Below are 17570 nucleotides of genomic sequence, written 5' to 3'. Positions count from 1 at the left end.
TTCAGCGGCCCTCGAACACCGGTGTCGTCTTCGCAAGGAGCGCGCGGTAACCCGCCTGAAAATCGGCGGTGCCGAAGCACGCGAACCCTTCGTCGATCTGCGCGGGGGTGAGGGGCTTGCCACTCACCAGTTCACGCACGAAGCGCTTGTGCCAGCGCGCGACGAGCGGTGCACCGGCGGCGATGCGATCCGCCGTTGCAAGCGCTTCGCGGGTGACGTCGCTATCCGCCACCACACGCGTGACAGCTCCGATGCGCAACGCTTCCTGCGCGTCGAAGATACGGCCTTCAAGCAGAATCTCCAGCGCCTTGGTCGGGCCGAGCAAGCGTACGAGGCCGGACAGCTCCGCATGCGCCATCACCAGTCCGAGCTTGTTGATCGGTGCGCCGAAGCGGCTCGACTCCCCGCAAATGCGGATGTCGCAGGACGCCGCAATTTCCATGCCGCCTCCCACGCAGATGCCATGAATCATGGCGACGAGCGGCACCGGACAGTTCGTGAGCGCATCGAGCGTGCGATGCATGAGCGCGCCGTACGTTCGCGCCTGCGCCACGTTGGCGCGATCGGTCTCGAACTCGGCGATGTCGTTGCCCGGCGCAAAGGCCTTTTCACCTGCCCCTCGCAACACGATGCAGCGCACATCGGGCGACCCGGACAACGTCAGAATCGTGTCGCCCAACGCCTGCCACATCGGCTTGGTCAACGCATTGAGCTTTTCGGGACGATTGAGCGTGACCAGCGCAATCGCGCCGTGTCGCTCGGTCAGAACGGTCGATGTCACATTGCCTCCTGGCGTCGCCGACATGCATGCCACGTCGGCAGATAACGATTTTCGGTATACCAATTTTTGGTTAACGATAGAAGCAGACGTGTTCGATTGACAAGCATCAATCGAAAAAATCAGGGTTAACGTTGAATATCGGACGATTGCCGATTGACGCTTTCGGACACTGACATCAGAATTGGCATTCCAATTTCGACGTCCCCACCCATGGTCACCACCGCTTCGCTGAACGCCGCCGCTTATGACGCCCTCAAGGCACGCATCGTGCGCGGCGATCTGCGCCCCGGCGCACCGCTGTCCGAGCGCGCGCTGTGCGACGAACTCGCGGTGTCGCGCACGCCGCTGCGCGAAGCGCTCAAGCGGCTGGCCAACGAAGGACTGGTGGAAATCTCGGAGACACGGCGAGCACGGGTGGCGCGAGTGAGTGTCGATGAAGTCGTGAACCTGCTCGCGGTGATGGCCGTACTGGAAGGACTCTCGGGGGAGCAGGCCTGCGAAAAGGCCTCGGAGGCTGATCTCGTTGAACTCGCCCGGCTACAGAACGAGATGGAATCGGCGTACGCACGCGCCGATCACGCGGCCTACTTTGCCCTCAATCAGCAAATCCATCTCAGCATTCTGCGCATGGCGGACAACGGACCGCTGACCGAGTACTTCCACAATCTCAACGCACGCTTGCGCCACGTGCGGGAACGCCTGACACCGACGCCCGACCGGTGGCGTCAGGCTGTAGACGAACATGCGGAGATGCTGGCCTTGCTGCGCCGACGCGATGCAAAGCGGTTGCGCACGTTGATGGAAGCGCACTTGCGCAGCAAGACCGACGCCTATGTGGCGGCCATGCTCAACGAAGGGCTCGTCAGCATGAGTCGCGCCGCCTGATGCAAGTGATGGGGACGCAATGGCAGTGTGATGGCACGCGGGCAAGGGGCACTGCCTATGCCGAATCGTTCGTCAGGCCGCCACGCGCTTGTTGGCAAGCACTGCTGCGCACTTCGCCATCAGATGCGCGCGCAGCAGTCGGCCGAGCGTGGCGCCGTCGCGCTGACGCAAGGCACGCAGTATCTCGACGTGCTCTTCGATAGCGCGATCCCACTTCCCCACATGCAGATTGGAGCGAAAGCGCAGTGCCTGTAGCCGGTGATTGACCGACTGGTACATCTGCGTGAGCGCCGGATTGCGCGCCGCGGCGTTGATGCGGTCGTGAATGCGCTGATTGCAGTCGAAGTAGCCCGACAGATCGCCATTGGCATGACAGGCGTCCATCGCACTGTGGAGTTCCTGAATCTCGTCGATCTCCGCTTGTGTGATGCGCTGGCAAGCCAGCTCACCGGCGAGCGCCTCCAGACCGCTCAGGAGTTCGAAGGCATCGGAAACATCGCTCGCGGACAGTGTGACGACGCGCGCCCCACGATTCGGCAGCAGATCGATGAGACGCTCGACGGCGAGCATCTTCAGCGCCTCGCGCAGCGGTGTGCGAGACACGCCCAATTGCTCGCACAGCGCACGTTCGTTCAGATGTGCGCCGGGCGGCAACGAACCTTCGGTGATCATCCTGCGCAGTCGATCCATGACCGCCAGATGCAGCGCCTGGCGGCTGATCGGCTGACTCCCACCAGCGTTGGGTGGGTGGATGGTGTGGTCGCGTACGGCATTCAGTGTCACGGAGTGCATAAGCTCGCCCTGGCCATTCGTTTTAGGAAGAAAGACAGCGACTGCATGCAAAGCACCTTCACGGGCAACGGCAACCGGACCGAAGCCACGCCACACGAAACATTTCGGCTTGCGACGAAATATTACGAAATATTACGAAGACAGATTCTCGCAGATCGATGCTGTTTTGACTACGTTATGTGGTGTTTTCACTGAATACGCGACATGTTTGCGCCGCACCGCAACATCGGGCGGATTTTGTATACGATGTGGGCGACTGCCGTCGGCAAGTGATCGGCGCAGCGCCCTTCCCTCTGGAGATTTGCAAGATGTTCGAGACCCAACCCGCCGTCGAATCGCTGGCTCGCTTGCTCGCCGACACGCGCCGTGGCGACACGCCCATCGACTCGCCAGCCCCGGCGCTGCTGCCGGTCGACGCCAACGCCGCATACGCAGTACAACTGCGCACGCTCGATCTGCTCGGCGAAACGATTGCGGCATGGAAAGTGGGTGCGAAAACCCCGACGGACCTGCCCAATTGCGCACCGATTCCGGCGTCGGTGGTCAGCAGCACTGGCGGTGCACTGGTGCTGAACGACTTCTTCCGTCCAGGACTCGAACTGGAAATCGCCTTCCGTCTTTCGCGCGACATCAAGCCGGGTCGCTATGACGAACGCGAAGCCATGATGTTCGTGGACGACATGCTCGCGACCATCGAAATCACCGACAGCCGTTTCGCGGAAAAAGGACTCGACAGCCGATTTGCGCTGGCCGACCTTCAGAACAACGGCGCGCTCGTGATCGGTAGCGGTCGCGGATACGAGGCACATTTCGATTACACGCGCCCGAAGGCCGTGTTCTCGCTCGACGGCCGCGACATCACGCCCGCCAAGGTCTTCAACACGGGCGGCGACCCGCGCACGCTCCTCACGTGGCTCGTCAATCACAACGGCAAGCGCGGCATCACGATGCGCGCGGGCCAGATCGTTACCTGCGGTTCGTACGTCGGCATGATTCCCGCCACCGGCCCGGGCGAGCTACGCGGCGTGATCGACGGCGTGGGTGAAGTCGCCGTGACGTTGAAGTAATTGGCACGGCGGCGCGTCGCGAAGCGTCGATGCTTCGCGACGCGCTCCCACCGAAGAAGCGATGCGGGTGCTTGACTCAGTGTTGCGCGGTGCGTCCGTCAACACCGGCCAGCATCTTCGGCGCGAGCACCGCGATAGGCACAATGCACAGCAGCCCCGCGCCGAGGGCGAACGGCAGGCTGATGCCGTGTGCGATTGCACCGATGAGCACCGGGCCAATCAGCAGCCCGAGATAAGCAAGCTTCGCCATGACGGCAATCGCTTCTGCGCTGGCGATCCCGGCACCGCGCGCCACTTCGCCCGACGCCGCAAACATCACCGGCATCACGTTCGACAAGCCGAGGCCCGCGAGCGCGAAGCCCGCCACTACGACCACCGGTTCACGCCAGAACAACGCAAGCAACACCCCGCCGACACACAGCAAACTGCTCACGCGCAGCAAACGCGCGCCGCCCATGCGGGCTCGTACGGGATCGCCGCCGAAGCGACCGGCGGCCATGCCGACGGAGAACGCCGCATAGCCCGCACCGATCCACGCGCCCTGCGCAAGGACTACTTCGCGCATGTATACCGCTGTCCAGTCGTACATTGCGCCCTCCACCACCAGACCGAGGAACGCGAGGACACCAAAGCCCGTCAGTTTGCGATGCAGCTTGCGACGCGACACGTCGTCCAGCGCGGGCGGCGGCGCGTGCTTGTATGCCGCGTCACCCGCTTCGCCCGTGTCCGCATGCGTCACCGGCGCTTCGTCCGGCATCATGTCTCGCTGCATGAAGCGCGCACCGACAACGATCACCACGGCGCAGCCGAGCGCCGCGAGTCCGATATGCCACTGCGGCGAGCCGTGATGCGCGAGCCACGCGCCGCCCACAAGCGCACCGGCCATGCCCCCCAGACTGAAGCAGCCGTGCAGCGACGCCATGATCGGCTTGCGATAACGCGCTTCGAGCGTTGCCGCCTGCGCATTGACGGCAACGTCGTACGTCGCGTTCGCCGCGCCGTAGAGCGCCAGCCAGCCCACGAGGCCCCAGTAACTGGGCATCGACAGAATGAACGCGCTCGTGAGCGCCAGCGCAATGCCGGAGTGCAAGCTCGCGCGCTGGCTACCGGCGCGCCCGACCCAGCGGGCCATGCGCGACATGGTGACGATTGCGCCGCCCGCCACGGCGAACATCGCCACCGACAGGCTCGCGTCATTCAGGTCGAACATCGCCTTGACGGTGGGCACATGCACGCCCCACGTCGCATACAGGAATCCGCTGCAAAACAGCAATGCCATCGTTGCCGCGCGCGCAGGCCAAAAGCCCGTGCGCAGCTTCGCGATATCAGAAGTCATGGGATTTGGAGAAGTGCGGGAATGACCTGGCAGAGAACACGGCCTGGTCCTAATGAACGTTTCGGTGCAGTCGACGAGCGTCCGGCGTTGCGGAACTCGCAATCGATGTTGAGAATTCTAACGCACTCTGTGTGACAGCACAGCGCACGTTCTGCAACGTCGGCGGGAATCCCGCTCAACGGGTGCGTCTGCACCCCGTCAATGCGACGCCCCGCGCGACCGCGAGCGACTTATCCACCGTTTGTGTTCACAAAGCTGTGGACAACGAACGGAGACAACGTGCCAAGCACTTGATCGGTATGGTGTTTTCGACGCAGGGGATCAGAAGGCGGTACCCGCAGGCAAAAGACAGGCGGGCACGGCCGATTTATCCACAGATTTTGTGTTCAAGTCTGTGGACAAGTCCTTGATGAGAGGACGCAAGTGATTGATTCAACTCAGAGATTCATTCGGCAGCAAGCGTCGAAGCAGCGCTGATCTGTTCCGGCGTCAGTGCGAATCCCTTGTTGCGCTCGCGTACCACGCGATGAATCAACTCCCACACCGTATGCGCGACGGGCGAGAGCGAGCGGTTCTTGCGACGCACGAGCACGATGTTGCGCTCGAAGGCCGGGAGCAGCGGACGCACGGCGAGCGTGGAATTCTCCGGCAGCGGCAACGCCAGCGGCGGCAGCACGCTCACCCCCAGCCCTTCCTGCACCATGCGGAAGATCGTGCTCACATGCCCGAGCTCCTGCGTGATGGTCCCCTGCACCTTCTGCGTGGTGAGCGCGCGGTCGATCAGCGCACGGCTGCCCGAACTCTGGTTGAGTAGCACGAGGTTCTCGCCCGACAACTCCGACCAGTGCACAGCGCCTTGCGATGCGAGCGGGTGATCGTTGCGACACACCAGACAGAACGGCTCGCTCATCAAATGCTCGGTCGTCAGATCGTCGGCACCTTGCGGCGCCACCACGATGCCAAAGTCCACATCCCCCGCGCGCACGCTGTCGAGCACGGCGCGTTGCATCTGGTCGACGAGTGCGAGCGCGATGTCCGGATAGGTGGCCTGCGACGCGAGCAACACGCGCGGCATGAGCGTCGCGGAGATCGTCGGTGCTGCGCCAATGCGCACACGGCCAGTGGTGCGCGCCTCCGCCCCGTGGGTCTGCAGTAGCGCGATTTCGAGTTCGTCCAGCACGCGATCGAGGTTGCCCGCGAGCGTGACACCCGCGTCGGTGAGCGCGACCTCTCGCGTCGTGCGGTCGACAAGGCGCAGGCCGAGTTGCCCTTCGAGTTCGTTGATGCAGCGGCTGATGGCCGGTTGTGTCAGGCCGATCTCGGCGCCCGCGCGGCTGAAGTTCTTGCTGCGCGCTACGACCATGAAGACCTTGAGTTGTCTCAGCGATACGTTCATAAAGCCTGCCCGTAAGTATTCGAACCCGCCACAAATGACTCAGGCGCGCCGCCCACGGCGGCGCGCCCCCGTACGTACTTCGGTCAGGCCGCTGCCTTGACCATTTCCTCGATCACCTTCTTCGCATCGCCGAAGACCATCATGGTCTTGTCGAGATAGAAGAGATCGTTATCCAGCCCGGCGTAGCCCGCCGCCATCGAGCGCTTGTTGACGATGATCGTCTTGGCCTTGTAAGCCTCGATGATCGGCATCCCGGCAATCGGCGATTGCGGATCGTTCTTCGCCGCCGGATTCACCACGTCGTTGGCGCCCAGCACCAGCACCACGTCCGTCTGGCCGAATTCGCCGTTGATTTCGTCCATCTCCAGCACCTGGTCGTACGGCACTTCGGCTTCTGCGAGCAGCACGTTCATGTGACCCGGCATGCGGCCCGCGACCGGGTGAATCGCGTAGCGCACGCTCACGCCCTTCTCGATCAGCTTGTCCGTCAATTCCTTGAGGGCATGCTGGGCACGCGCCACCGCCAAGCCGTAGCCCGGCACGATCACCAGCGATTCGGCGTTGCTCATGAGGAACGCGGCGTCGTCGGGCGAGCCGGACTTCACCGGACGCTGCTGCTGTTCGCCGCCCGCCGCACTCGTGCCCGGCGTTGCGCCGAAGCCGCCGAGAATCACGTTGAAGAACGAGCGGTTCATGGCCTTACACATGATGTACGACAGAATCGCACCCGACGAGCCGACCAGCGAACCGGCGATGATCAGCATCGGATTGTTCAGCGAAAAGCCGATGCCCGCCGCCGCCCAACCCGAGTACGAGTTCAGCATCGAGACCACGACCGGCATGTCTGCACCGCCAATCGGGATGATGATGAGCACGCCGAGCACGAACGCGATGGCGGTCATGATGACGAACGGCGTCCAGCTCAGCGTCGTGAAGAACGCAATGCCGAAGCCGAGCATCGCAATCGCGAGCGCCAGGTTCACGAAGTGCTGCCCCTTGAACACGACCGGCGCGCCCTGGAACAGGCGGAACTTGTACTTGCCCGAAAGCTTGCCGAACGCGATGACCGACCCCGAGAACGTAATCGCGCCGACGAACGTGCCGATGAACAGTTCGATACGGTTGCCCGGCGGCAGTGCCTCGCCTGCGGCGACGATGCCGAACGCGGCCGGTTCAGCCACTGCGGCAACCGCGATACACACGGCGGCCAGACCGATCAGCGAGTGCATGGCGGCCACGAGTTCCGGCATCTTCGTCATCTCGACCTTACGGGCGACGTAGGCGCCGATACCGCCACCGACGACGAGCCCCGCGAGGATCAGACCCAGACCGGAGAAGTTGCCGCCCGAGAGCTTGCGCAACTCGAAGATCAGCGCCACGGTCGTCACGGCCGCGATCGTCATGCCGATCATGCCGAAGGCGTTGCCGCGCCGCGCCATGCGCGGGTTCGACAAGCCCTTGAGCGCCTGAATGAAACAGATCGACGCGACCAGATACAACAGCGTCACAAGATTCATGCTCATGTCAGTGCGCTCCCTTTGCTGCCGATTCGTCGTTGGCCGCCTTTGCAGGGGCCTTATCCTTTTTCTTGAACATCTCCAGCATGCGCTGCGTGACGAGGAAGCCCCCGAACACGTTCACCGCTGCGAGCGCCACCGCCACGACCCCCATCGTCTTGCCGAGGTTGCCCTCGGTGAGACCGGCGGCGAGCATTGCGCCCACGATCACGATGGCCGAGATCGCGTTGGTCACCGCCATGAGCGGCGTATGCAGTGCCGGTGTGACGTTCCACACCACGTGATAGCCGACGTACACCGCCAGCACGAAGATGATCAGGTTGATCACCGTGTGATTAATCAATTCCATGGCAGAGCCTCCCCTTAAGCCGCACGCAGCACTTGACCGTCGCGGCACATCAGGCACGCGCTGACGATGTCGTCGTTGGTATCGATGACGAACTTGCCTTCCTTGTCGATGACGAGCTTGAGGAAGTCCAGCACGTTACGTGCGTAAAGCGCAGAGGCATCTGCGGCCACCATACCGGCGAGGTTGGTGTACCCCGCGATGGTGACGCCGTGGACTTTGACGACTTCGTCGGCCACCGACAGCGGGCAGTTGCCGCCGCCGTTGGCGCCGCGTCCGGCCGCCAGATCGATGATCACCGAACCGGGCTTCATCGCCTTGACGGTGTCTTCGCTGATGAGCGTCGGCGCAGCGCGGCCCGGAATCAGGGCGGTGGAGATGACGATGTCGGCCTGCGTCAGACGCGTGTGTACCAGTTGTGCCTGACGAGCGAGCCAGGCAGCGGGCATCGGACGCGCATAGCCACCCACGCCCTTGGCGATCTCGCGCTCTTCGTCCGTCTCGAACGGCACGTCGATGAACTTCGCGCCGAGCGATTCGATCTGCTCACGTACCGCCGGACGCACGTCCGACGCTTCGATCACTGCACCCAGACGTTTGGCCGTCGCAATGGCCTGCAGGCCCGCGACACCGGCACCGAGCACGACCAGACGCGCGGCCTTCACCGTACCGGCGGCCGTCATCAGCATCGGCATGAAGCGTTGATAGAGGTTCGCAGCAAGCATCACCGCCTTGTAACCGGCGATGTTGGCCTGCGAGGACAGCACGTCCATGCTTTGCGCGCGCGTGGTGCGCGGCGCAGCTTCGAGCGCGAAGCCGATGATGCCAGCGGCGGCCATACGCGCATTGTTCTCGGCATCGAACGGATTGAGCATGCCGACGACCACCGCACCGCGACGCATCTGCGCGATCTCGGCGACCGACGGTGCACGGACCTTCAGCACCATCTCGGCACCGAACGCCTCGGCAGCGCTGCCGGTCGACGCGCCCGCTGCGACATACGCCGCATCCGGTACGCTCGCCGCCTCGCCAGCGCTCTGCTCCACGGTGACGCGATGTCCTGCGCTCACCAGCTTTTTCACCGTTTCCGGTGTGGCCGCGACGCGGGATTCGCCGTCGGCCGTCTCCTTTGGAATGCCAATATGCATAGTTATTGTCTCGGGGTCTGAGCCCCTGTCGTGTTGTGAAACTCAGGCCGCAGCCATACCTCTCGCGGACGGCGCTTGCATCGAACGACCTCCGTTGGCCGCTTCGAAGCAACGCACCTTGGTGCAGTGAATCAGATCGCACAGGAATTCCGGCTCGTAAGCGCGCAGCAGGTGCGGCTGGTGTCCGTCGAGGTAGGCCCCGATCATCACCAGCTCAGCCATGCGCAACGCTTGCGCCGAGACGCCTTCGAGATACGCCAGCGGCAAATCCTGATTGCCCGTGGTGTGCAGCAAACGGGTGTAGGTGTGGTTATCCCAATACCAGTCCAGACCCAGTTCGACGAATGCGTTGTTGAACGCATGCAGATGAGCGTTGGCAACCGGTGCCAGAGCGGCGGGTTTGATATGCGATTCGATGACCGACATGATGGCGTCTCCCAAAATAGTGATCGTCCAAACCCGCGTACTTATCTGGCGTGACGCGTCCTCCAACACTTTGCTGTCACACCGCCTTCATGCGGGCTGCCATTGCAGATTACGCAGCCCGACATATAAAAGACAGTTAAAGTTAATTATGCAAACCATCAACGATTACTTATACTTCACGAAGCTCATCATGCCCGTCATGCACATCGATCAAACATGAAACACGCCACACTACGTCAGTTGAAAGTCTTCGAAGCCGTCGCGCGCCATCTGAGCTTTTCGCGCGCCGCCGAAGAACTTCACCTCACCCAACCGGCCGTCTCGACACAGGTCAAGCAACTTGAGACGCACGCCGGACTGCCGCTCTTCGAGCAACTGGGCAAGAAGATTTTCCTGACACCGGCGGGTGCCGAGATGCTGCATTACAGCCGCGCGATCATCGCCCTCTTTCGCGAAACCGAAGAGGCGATGGATCACCTCAAAGGCATTACCGGCGGCAAGCTCAATGTGGCCGTCATCAGCGCGGGCGACTACTTCTTCCCACGCCTGCTGGCAGCCTTCACTGCGCGCTATCCCGGCGTTACGCTCAACCTCACGGTGCATAACCGGGAGGAACTGCTGCACCAGCTCACCGAGAACCTGACCGATCTTGCGGTGATGGTGCGCCCGCCTCACGAGATCGACACGATCAACGAAGCCTTCGCGCCACACCCTTACATCATCGTGGCCCCGCCTGGCCATGCGCTGGCCGATGAGAAGCAGATTCCGTTCTCACGACTGACGCAAGAACCGTTCATCAGTCGCGAACGTGGCTCCGACACCTGGAACTCCTTGCAGGACGCTTTCGGTCATCGCACCCAGCAACTGAAAATTGCGATGGAAATTTCCAGCACGGAAACCATCAAGCAAGCAGTGATTGCGGGCATGGGGATCAGCTTCCTGTCCGCACACACCGTCGGCATGGAGTTGCAGACGGGGCAATTGACGGTGCTCGACGTGCAGGGCTTTCCGGCGTGGCAAAGCTGGTACGTGGTGCATCGCCGCAGCAAGCGGCTGCCGCCGGTCGCGCTCGCCTTCCGTCAGTTCCTGCTCTCCGAAGGTGCGGCGCTGATCGACGGGATGATGGCCTACAAAAGCACTGTGCCGCCGCCCTCAGGCAGCGGCACGAAATAGAACACCCAGACCACCCAGACCACCCACGCCTTCACTGCTCCCATGCCCGGGCAGATCGCGAAGATCTGCCGAATGAAAAAGGGCGATCGGCTCAGGCCATTGCCACCCCGGCCGACCACCGTGAAATCGCTTGCGAGGCGCCGGTCAGCCGCCCATGCGGTTGGCCAGCGTGCCCAGTCCATCGATGCTCACTTCGACCAGCGCGCCCTCTTTCATCGAGCCGACGCCGATCGACGTGCCCACCGCGATCACATCGCCGGGCAGCAACGTCATGTCCTGCGACAAACGGGCAACGAGCTGCCACGGATTGAAGATCATGTCGGCGAGCGGGTAACGCTGACGCTGCGTGCCGTCGAGCGTCGTAATCAGTTCGGCCTCGCGCCAGTCGAAGTCCTCGGCAATGAACGGACCGAGGCAGCCGAAGGTGTCGAAGCCCTTGGCGCGCGTCCATTGTGCGAAGTTGCCGTCCTGCTCGATAATTTCAGCGGCCGTCACGTCGTTGACCAGCGTGTAGCCGAGGATGTAGTCGCGTGCGGCTTCTTCGCTGACGTTGCTCGCCACCTTGCCGATGACGATGCCCAGCTCGCCCTCGAAGACGATCTTCCCGGCATACGACGCCGGACGACGAATCACCGCGTCGGGACCGTTGAGCGTGGTCGCAGGCTTGATCAGGAAGAGCGGATGCGAAGGCGCGGCCTTGCCGAGCTTCGCGCCGAGTGCGTGATAGTTGTTCCAGAGCGCCACGATCTTCGAGGGCTCGCACGGGCACAGCAGATCTACCGCGTCGCGCGCAATCGTCGCGCCCGTGGCGACCGGCTGATCGTAGAGATCGCCGCGATGTTCCAGAATCTGATCGCCCTGCAGCAGGCCGAAGCCGATGCGGCCATGTGAGGTCTTGAAACGGGTCCAGAGCTTCATGCGTTTGCCATTCCTGTAGCGGCCCGGCAGCACGGCAACGTTCGCCGTGTGCGCGCCGGGCTCGATGTCTTGAAGTCATTCACATCTGCCTCTTGCAGACACTGGGCGCACCTTCTACACACATGCGCCCATTCGGATGCGTCAGACTGCGCCGACCTCGCGCAGCGCGGCGATCTGTTGCGGGCTGTAGCCGAATTCGCCGAGCACGTCGTCCGTGTGTTCACCCAGCAGCGGTGAACGCTCCACGTGCGTGGGGCTGTCGGAGAGCTTGATCGGGTTGCCGACGGTGAGGTACTTGCCGCGCTTCGGGTGGTCGACTTCGACGATGGTGCCGGTTTCGCGCAGCGACATGTCTTCGGCAATTTCTTTCATCGACAGGATCGGTCCGCACGGAATGTCGTACTCGTTGAGAATGCGCATGACCTCGAACTTGGTCTTCGTCATGGTCCATTGCTCGACGGTGTCGAAGATCTCGCGCAGACGCGGCAGACGCGCTCGCGGCGTCGCGTACTCGGGATGCTCGACCCACTCAGGCTTGCCGATCACCTTGCAGATCGAACCCCACACAGGGGCCTGCGTGATGAAGTAGATGTACGCGTTCGGATCCGTCTCCCAGCCCTGGCATTTGAGAATCCAGCCCGGCTGACCGCCGCCCGACGCATTACCGGCACGCGGCACCGCATCGCCGAACTGGCCGTTCGGGAACTGCGGATACTCTTCCATCACGCGCGCACGCTCAAGGCGCTGCTGGTCGCGCAGCTTCACGCGGCAGAGGTTCAGCACGCCGTCTTGCATGGCGGCCAGCACGCGCTGGCCCTGGCCGGTCATGGTGCGCTGATACAGCGCCGTCACAATGCCCAGCGCCAGATGCAGGCCCGTGCCCGAGTCGCCGATCTGCGCGCCCGTCACCATCGGCGGGCCGTCGTCGAAACCGGTGGTGGAGGCCGCGCCGCCCACGCACTGCGCCACGTTCTCGTAGACCTTGCAGTCCTGATAGGGACCGGGGCCGAAGCCCTTCACCGAGGCCACGATCATGCGCGGGTTCAGCGAATGAATATGCTCCCAGGTGAAACCCATGCGATCGAGCGCGCCGGGTGCGAAGTTCTCCACGAGCACGTCGCAGTCGCGAATCATGCGCTCGAGCACCGCCTTGCCTTCCGGGTGCTTCGTATCGAGCGTGATCGAACGCTTGTTGCTGTTGAGCATCGTGAAGTAGAGGCTGTCCGCGTCAGGAATGTCGCGCAGTTGATCGCGCGTCACGTCACCGTGCCCCGCGCGTTCGATCTTGATGACGTCTGCGCCGAACCAGGCCAGCAATTGCGTACACGTTGGCCCGGACTGCACATGCGTGAAGTCGAGAATGCCCACACCTTCGAGTGCCTTTCCCATGGTTTGTCTCCTCCTGATGCGACGGCGTTTATGTAATGGGTGCGCGAGAGTCCCCCGATAGCCGTTCTGAAAGCAGCCTCACACGTGGGTCTCACCGGATCTGACAACGGTTGTCGCCTCTTCGGGCGCCATCCCGTTCGTCGATCAAAATCTTGTGATATACGGTATTTCATACACGATATTTTATCAACGGCTTTTTGTTGCCGATGCGATTTGTTGTGTCGCGGCATTTCGGCGGCCAAATCTCTCAAATCCCTATCCATAAAGGGAATCCGCATCGCAACATTGCCTGACGTCTTCTGGCGGAATACGGGTTTACAGGCATATGTCACAGCGATGAATCGGGGCGAAGGACGCACTGGGTTTGTACTGTGGCCCTTTAAATATATTGAATACAAAATACTTATCGGGCGATACCCTCACCTTTCACTGCCGCTGAAAACAAAAAAGCACCGATGCGCATCGCGCATCGGTGCTTCGTTTGTCGCTTTGGAAGGGCAGGCATCGCCGTGATGCCGACGGACTTCCCCCGACCGCTGTCAGTCCATCAACTTGCCGTGGCGGCGAGTTTGGCTTCGAGTTCGGTCACGCGCTTGCGCAACTGGCGGTCTTCCTGAAAGCGTGCGGTCTCGTCGCGAATCACGGCAACGATGCCGGTCACTTCGCCGCCCTCGCCATGCAGCAGCGCGACGGTAAAGGCGATCGACATGGCGCGACCGTCCTTGTGTGCGGCGGGCACCTTGAGCAGGTCGCTGCCGTATTTGGTCTGGCCGGTCTCCATCGTCTTGGCATAGCCTTCGTTGTGACGTGCCCTTAGCCGATCCGGAATGATGATGTCCAGCGGCTGACCGACCGCCTCTTCGGCCGAGAAACCGAACATCTTCTGCGCACCGGAATTCCAGAGCGTGATGATGTTTTGCGGGTCGGCTACGACGATGGCGTCGCCCACCACTTCTACCAACTGCCCGACGTCGACGGATGCGCTCATGATGTCTCCAATAATCTTGTGGGGAATGCGATTGGCAGGACGACCAAACATGCCAATAAAGTACATCAATTAGAGGACAACACGGTCCCGAAAATAAAAATGGGTGCCGACTCCGCAGGGAGCCGCACCCATGAACACCTGGCCTGCTTGCGAGATGCCCGCCCCGCCGCCGCCCGCAGGCGGCGACGGCACGTGCGACATCGCAATGTTGCGTGACGGTCTTAGACCGAGCGCGACGTGTGCAGGTTAGCGATCTGATCCTTGCTGTAGCCCAGCTCGGCCAGGATCTCGTCGGTGTGCTCACCCAGCAGCGGCGAACCCGTGATTTCCGGCTTCAGACCCGAGAACTTGATCGGGCTGCCAACCGTCAGGTACGAACCACGTTCCTTGTGCGGCACTTCCACGATCGTGCCCGATGCGCGCAGCGACGGATCGTTGGCGATTTCCTTCATCGAGAGCACCGGTGCGCACGGGATGTCGAACTTGCGCAGGATGTCGACCGCTTCGTACTTCGTCTTGTCGGCCAGCCAGGCTTCGATGGTCGCGAAGATGTCGAAGATGTGCGGTTGACGGGCCTGTGCGGTGGCGTAGTTCGGATCGCTGATCCACTCCGGCTTGCCCAGCGCGCGGCAGATCGGCTCCCAGGCGTGGCCCTGAATCGTGAAGTAGATGTAAGCGTTCGGGTCCGTTTCCCAGCCCTTGCACTTGAGCACCCAGCCCGGCTGACCGCCACCGCCGGCGTTACCGCCACGCGGCACGACGTCGGTGAACTCGCCATGCGGGTACTGCGGATACTCTTCGAGGTAGCCGACACGGTCCAGACGCTGCTGGTCGCGCAGCTTCACGCGGCACAGGTTGATGACCGAATCCTGCATCGAGACAGCGACCTTCTGGCCACGGCCCGTCTGACCACGGCCGATGATGGCCGTCAGAATACCGATCGCGAGGTGCATGCCGGTGTTGCTGTCGCCCAGTGCTGCGGCCGACACCGTGGGGGGGCCGTCCCAGAAACCGGTCGTCGACGCTGCACCGCCTGCGCACTGCGCCACGTTCTCATACACCTTCAGGTCGTCGTAGTGGTGACCGTCCGAGAAGCCCTTCACCGAGGCCATGATCAGCTTCGGGTTGAGTTCGTTCAGACGTTCCCACGAGAAGCCCATGCGGTCGAGGGCGCCCGGACCGAAGTTCTCCACCAGCACGTCGGATTCGCGCACCAGCTTTTCGAGCACTTCCTTGCCTTCCTGCGTCTTCGTGTCCAGCGTCAACGAGCGCTTGTTGCTGTTGAGCATCGTGAAGTACAAGGCATCGGCGTCGGGGATGTCGCGCAGTTGGCTGCGCGTCACGTCGCCCGAACCCGGGCGTTCCACCTTGATCACGTCAGCGCCGAACCAGGCCAGCAGCTGAGTACAAGCCGGGCCGGCCTGCACGTGCGTGAAGTCGATGATCTTGATTCCTTCGAGGGGTTTGCTCATGTCATGTCTCCTTGATTGACTCGGCTCTTACTTTTTCATCGCCGCGCTTTGCGGATTCAGGTTCGTCAGACGACCGCTTTCGGTGCCTGCGGATTCGTCGATCACGGCGTTGATCAGGACCGGCTTGCGCGAAGCGATAGCTTCTTCGAGGGCCTTCGTCAGCTCGGCCGGCGTGGTCACGTTGTAACCAATGCCACCGAACGCCTCGATCATCTTGTCGTAGCGCGCGCCCTTGACGAACACCGTCGGGGCCACGTCCTTGCCGCCAGTCGGGTTGACGTCGGTGCCGCGATACACACCGTTGTTGTTGAAGATGATGGTGGTGATCGGCAGGTCGTAACGGCAGATGGTTTCGAGTTCCATGCCGCTGAAGCCGAAGGCGCTGTCGCCTTCGATCGCCACGACCGGCAGGCCGCTCGTGACCGCCGCGCCGATGGCGAAACCCATGCCGATACCCATCACGCCCCACGTGCCCGAGTCGAAGCGCTTGCGCGGCTGGTACTGGTCGATGATGCTGCGCGCGTAGTCCAGCGTGTTCGCGCCTTCGTTGACGAGGTTGATGTCCGGATGCTTCTTGAGCACGTCGCGGATCGCGCCGAGTGCACTGTGGAAGTTCATCGGCGACGGGTTTTGCGCAAGCGTGGCCGCCATCTTCGTCAGGTTCTTGTTCTTGCGCTCGGCGATCGCGCCGGTCCACTCGGCGGACGGCTTGCCGAAGTTGGCATCCACACCGGCGAGCAGGGCCTTCACGCACGAACCGATGTCACCGATCACCGGGGCGGCAATCGCGACATTGCTGTCGATTTCCGTCGGCGAGATGTCGATCTGCACGAACTTCTTCGGCGCAGCGCCCCAGGTCTTGCCCTTGCCGTGCGCGAGCAGCCAGTTCAGGCGCGCACCGATCAGCACGACAACGTCGGCTTCCTGCAGCACGAACGAACGTGCAGCGGCCGCCGATTGCTCGTGCGTGTCGGGCAGCAGGCCCTTGGCCATCGACATCGGCAGGTACGGAATGCCGGTCTTCTCGACCAGCGCGCGGATGTCTTCGTCGGCCTGAGCGTACGAAGCGCCCTTGCCCAGCAGAATCAGCGGACGCTTGGCGCCCTTGATCACATCGAGTGCGCGCTGGACAGCGTCCTGCGCCGGGATCTGACGCGGTGCGGCGTCGATCACGCGGATCAGCGAATCCTTGGCCTTTTGTGCGTCGATGGTCTGCGAGAGCAGCTTGGCCGGCAGATCCAGATAGACGCCGCCGGGGCGACCCGACACGGCCGCGCGAATCGCGCGGGCGAGGCCCACGCCGATGTCTTCGGCGTGCAGCACGCGGTAAGCCGCTTTGCAATACGGCTTGGCCGCATTGAGCTGATCCATTTCTTCGTAGTCGCCTTGTTGCAGGTCGACGATTTCACGCTCGCTCGAACCGCTGATGAGAATCATCGGGAAGCAGTTCGTGGTGGCGTTGGCGAGTGCCGTCAGGCCGTTCAGGAAGCCAGGTGCGGACACCGTCAGGCAGATGCCCGGCTTTTGCGTCATGTAGCCAGCGATCGCGGCGGCGTGGCCGGCGTGCTGTTCGTGGCGGAAGCCGATGAAGCGCAGGCCTTCGGCTTGCGCCAGGCGGGCCAGATCGGTGATGGGAATCCCCACCAGACCGAAGATGGTGTCGATGTCGTTCGCTTTCAGGGCATCGATGACCAGATGGAAGCCATCGGTCGTTGCTGCCTCGGACACGATGTTCGCGTGTCGGCTGTTCTCTTCGAGCGTCTCGTTTTCCGCCTTGCCGACTGGCACGGTCATCGCAATGGACATAATTCTCTCCTCCAATTTTTCCGGTTTCAGTGTTGCGTCGTCTTGTCTGACGATTAGTGGGTATTCCTGTACTGCTTCTCTACTTGCTCACCCGGCCGTGCACCCGAACCCGCGAGGGCCCGGGTTGCAC

The 17570-nt window shown here is 62.4% G+C and carries 16 protein-coding genes; 3 read left to right on the top strand and 13 right to left on the bottom strand.

The window, feature by feature from the left end:
* Window position 1 precedes the first annotated feature (1 nt).
* Window positions 2-805: an enoyl-CoA hydratase-related protein gene (locus tag MB84_RS07600; RefSeq protein WP_046291345.1), complete on the bottom strand. Its 804-nt coding sequence runs from the start codon at window positions 803-805 to the stop codon at window positions 2-4.
* A 186-nt stretch (window positions 806-991) separates the two neighbouring features.
* Between MB84_RS07600 and MB84_RS07595 the strand changes: the two genes are divergently transcribed.
* Window positions 992-1666 (top strand): GntR family transcriptional regulator, encoded by a 675-nt coding sequence (locus MB84_RS07595; protein ID WP_046291344.1) that lies wholly within the window; start codon window positions 992-994, stop codon window positions 1664-1666.
* A 72-nt stretch (window positions 1667-1738) separates the two neighbouring features.
* Here MB84_RS07595 and MB84_RS07590 read toward each other — a convergent pair whose 3' ends face one another.
* A complete protein-coding gene (locus MB84_RS07590; RefSeq protein WP_084009653.1) occupies window positions 1739-2458 on the bottom strand; it encodes a GntR family transcriptional regulator in 720 nt (239 codons plus the stop codon).
* 308 nt (window positions 2459-2766) lie between these two features.
* Here MB84_RS07590 and MB84_RS07585 point away from each other — a divergent pair, with 308 nt between their 5' ends.
* A complete protein-coding gene (locus tag MB84_RS07585) occupies window positions 2767-3525 on the top strand; it encodes a 2-keto-4-pentenoate hydratase (protein WP_046291343.1) in 759 nt (252 codons plus the stop codon).
* Window positions 3526-3601: 76 nt separating this feature from the next.
* Here the strand turns inward: MB84_RS07585 and MB84_RS07580 are convergent, their stop codons facing one another.
* The 6 genes from MB84_RS07580 to MB84_RS07555 all read right to left on the bottom strand — a co-directional run bounded on the left by MB84_RS07580 (window position 3602) and on the right by MB84_RS07555 (window position 9694).
* Complete coding sequence (locus MB84_RS07580) at window positions 3602-4861, bottom strand: MFS transporter (protein WP_046291342.1); 1260 nt, start codon at window positions 4859-4861, stop codon at window positions 3602-3604.
* Window positions 4862-5306: 445 nt separating this feature from the next.
* Window positions 5307-6257, bottom strand: a complete 951-nt coding sequence (locus tag MB84_RS07575) for a LysR family transcriptional regulator (RefSeq protein ID WP_046291341.1) — start codon at window positions 6255-6257, stop codon at window positions 5307-5309.
* Window positions 6258-6340: 83 nt separating this feature from the next.
* A complete protein-coding gene (locus MB84_RS07570) occupies window positions 6341-7780 on the bottom strand; it encodes an NAD(P)(+) transhydrogenase (Re/Si-specific) subunit beta (protein ID WP_046291340.1) in 1440 nt (479 codons plus the stop codon).
* Window position 7781: 1 nt separating this feature from the next.
* Entirely contained in the window at window positions 7782-8123 is a 342-nt protein-coding gene (locus MB84_RS07565) for an NAD(P) transhydrogenase subunit alpha part 2 (protein WP_039399633.1), read from the bottom strand.
* Window positions 8124-8137: 14 nt separating this feature from the next.
* Window positions 8138-9268, bottom strand: coding sequence for a Re/Si-specific NAD(P)(+) transhydrogenase subunit alpha (locus MB84_RS07560; protein ID WP_046291339.1), 1131 nt, complete (start codon window positions 9266-9268; stop codon window positions 8138-8140).
* A 42-nt stretch (window positions 9269-9310) separates the two neighbouring features.
* On the bottom strand, window positions 9311-9694 hold the full coding sequence (locus MB84_RS07555; protein ID WP_046291338.1) for an HAD family hydrolase: 384 nt from the start codon (window positions 9692-9694) through the stop codon (window positions 9311-9313).
* Window positions 9695-9910: 216 nt separating this feature from the next.
* On the opposite strand from MB84_RS07555, the gene MB84_RS07545 reads away from it, so the two are divergent.
* Window positions 9911-10867, top strand: a complete 957-nt coding sequence (locus tag MB84_RS07545; protein ID WP_046291336.1) for a LysR family transcriptional regulator — start codon at window positions 9911-9913, stop codon at window positions 10865-10867.
* A gap of 144 nt (window positions 10868-11011) precedes the next feature.
* Here the strand turns inward: MB84_RS07545 and MB84_RS07540 are convergent, their stop codons facing one another.
* From MB84_RS07540 to oxc, 5 genes are all read right to left on the bottom strand, one after another.
* Window positions 11012-11785 (bottom strand): fumarylacetoacetate hydrolase family protein, encoded by a 774-nt coding sequence (locus MB84_RS07540; RefSeq protein ID WP_046291335.1) that lies wholly within the window; start codon window positions 11783-11785, stop codon window positions 11012-11014.
* A gap of 141 nt (window positions 11786-11926) precedes the next feature.
* Complete coding sequence (gene frc / locus MB84_RS07535; RefSeq protein WP_046291334.1) at window positions 11927-13174, bottom strand: formyl-CoA transferase; 1248 nt, start codon at window positions 13172-13174, stop codon at window positions 11927-11929.
* A gap of 547 nt (window positions 13175-13721) precedes the next feature.
* On the bottom strand, window positions 13722-14162 hold the full coding sequence (locus MB84_RS07530; protein WP_046291333.1) for a PAS domain-containing protein: 441 nt from the start codon (window positions 14160-14162) through the stop codon (window positions 13722-13724).
* A gap of 221 nt (window positions 14163-14383) precedes the next feature.
* Window positions 14384-15634: a formyl-CoA transferase gene (frc, locus tag MB84_RS07525; protein ID WP_046291332.1), complete on the bottom strand. Its 1251-nt coding sequence runs from the start codon at window positions 15632-15634 to the stop codon at window positions 14384-14386.
* Between the two features lie 27 nt (window positions 15635-15661).
* Window positions 15662-17440: an oxalyl-CoA decarboxylase gene (gene oxc / locus MB84_RS07520; protein ID WP_245725505.1), complete on the bottom strand. Its 1779-nt coding sequence runs from the start codon at window positions 17438-17440 to the stop codon at window positions 15662-15664.
* Between the last annotated feature and the right edge of the window lie 130 nt (window positions 17441-17570).

This window comes from Pandoraea oxalativorans (assembly GCF_000972785.3).
GTDB classification, from domain to species: Bacteria; Pseudomonadota; Gammaproteobacteria; order Burkholderiales; family Burkholderiaceae; genus Pandoraea; species Pandoraea oxalativorans.
This window is presented reverse-complemented; position numbering and strand designations above follow the sequence as displayed.

Bases quoted from the DNA above. Each gene is read 5' to 3' on its own strand.
- MB84_RS07600 (WP_046291345.1), bottom strand. From the start codon at position 805: ATGTCGGCGACGCCAGGAGGCAATGTGACATCGACCGTTCTGACCGAG.
- MB84_RS07595 (WP_046291344.1), top strand. From the start codon at position 992: ATGGTCACCACCGCTTCGCTGAACGCCGCCGCTTATGACGCCCTCAAG.
- MB84_RS07590 (WP_084009653.1), bottom strand. From the start codon at position 2,458: ATGCACTCCGTGACACTGAATGCCGTACGCGACCACACCATCCACCCA.
- MB84_RS07585 (WP_046291343.1), top strand. From the start codon at position 2,767: ATGTTCGAGACCCAACCCGCCGTCGAATCGCTGGCTCGCTTGCTCGCC.
- MB84_RS07580 (WP_046291342.1), bottom strand. From the start codon at position 4,861: ATGACTTCTGATATCGCGAAGCTGCGCACGGGCTTTTGGCCTGCGCGC.
- MB84_RS07575 (WP_046291341.1), bottom strand. From the start codon at position 6,257: ATGAACGTATCGCTGAGACAACTCAAGGTCTTCATGGTCGTAGCGCGC.
- MB84_RS07570 (WP_046291340.1), bottom strand. From the start codon at position 7,780: ATGAGCATGAATCTTGTGACGCTGTTGTATCTGGTCGCGTCGATCTGT.
- MB84_RS07565 (WP_039399633.1), bottom strand. From the start codon at position 8,123: ATGGAATTGATTAATCACACGGTGATCAACCTGATCATCTTCGTGCTG.
- MB84_RS07560 (WP_046291339.1), bottom strand. From the start codon at position 9,268: ATGCATATTGGCATTCCAAAGGAGACGGCCGACGGCGAATCCCGCGTC.
- MB84_RS07555 (WP_046291338.1), bottom strand. From the start codon at position 9,694: ATGTCGGTCATCGAATCGCATATCAAACCCGCCGCTCTGGCACCGGTT.
- MB84_RS07545 (WP_046291336.1), top strand. From the start codon at position 9,911: ATGAAACACGCCACACTACGTCAGTTGAAAGTCTTCGAAGCCGTCGCG.
- MB84_RS07540 (WP_046291335.1), bottom strand. From the start codon at position 11,785: ATGAAGCTCTGGACCCGTTTCAAGACCTCACATGGCCGCATCGGCTTC.
- frc (WP_046291334.1), bottom strand. From the start codon at position 13,174: ATGGGAAAGGCACTCGAAGGTGTGGGCATTCTCGACTTCACGCATGTG.
- MB84_RS07530 (WP_046291333.1), bottom strand. From the start codon at position 14,162: ATGAGCGCATCCGTCGACGTCGGGCAGTTGGTAGAAGTGGTGGGCGAC.
- frc (WP_046291332.1), bottom strand. From the start codon at position 15,634: ATGAGCAAACCCCTCGAAGGAATCAAGATCATCGACTTCACGCACGTG.
- oxc (WP_245725505.1), bottom strand. From the start codon at position 17,440: ATGTCCATTGCGATGACCGTGCCAGTCGGCAAGGCGGAAAACGAGACG.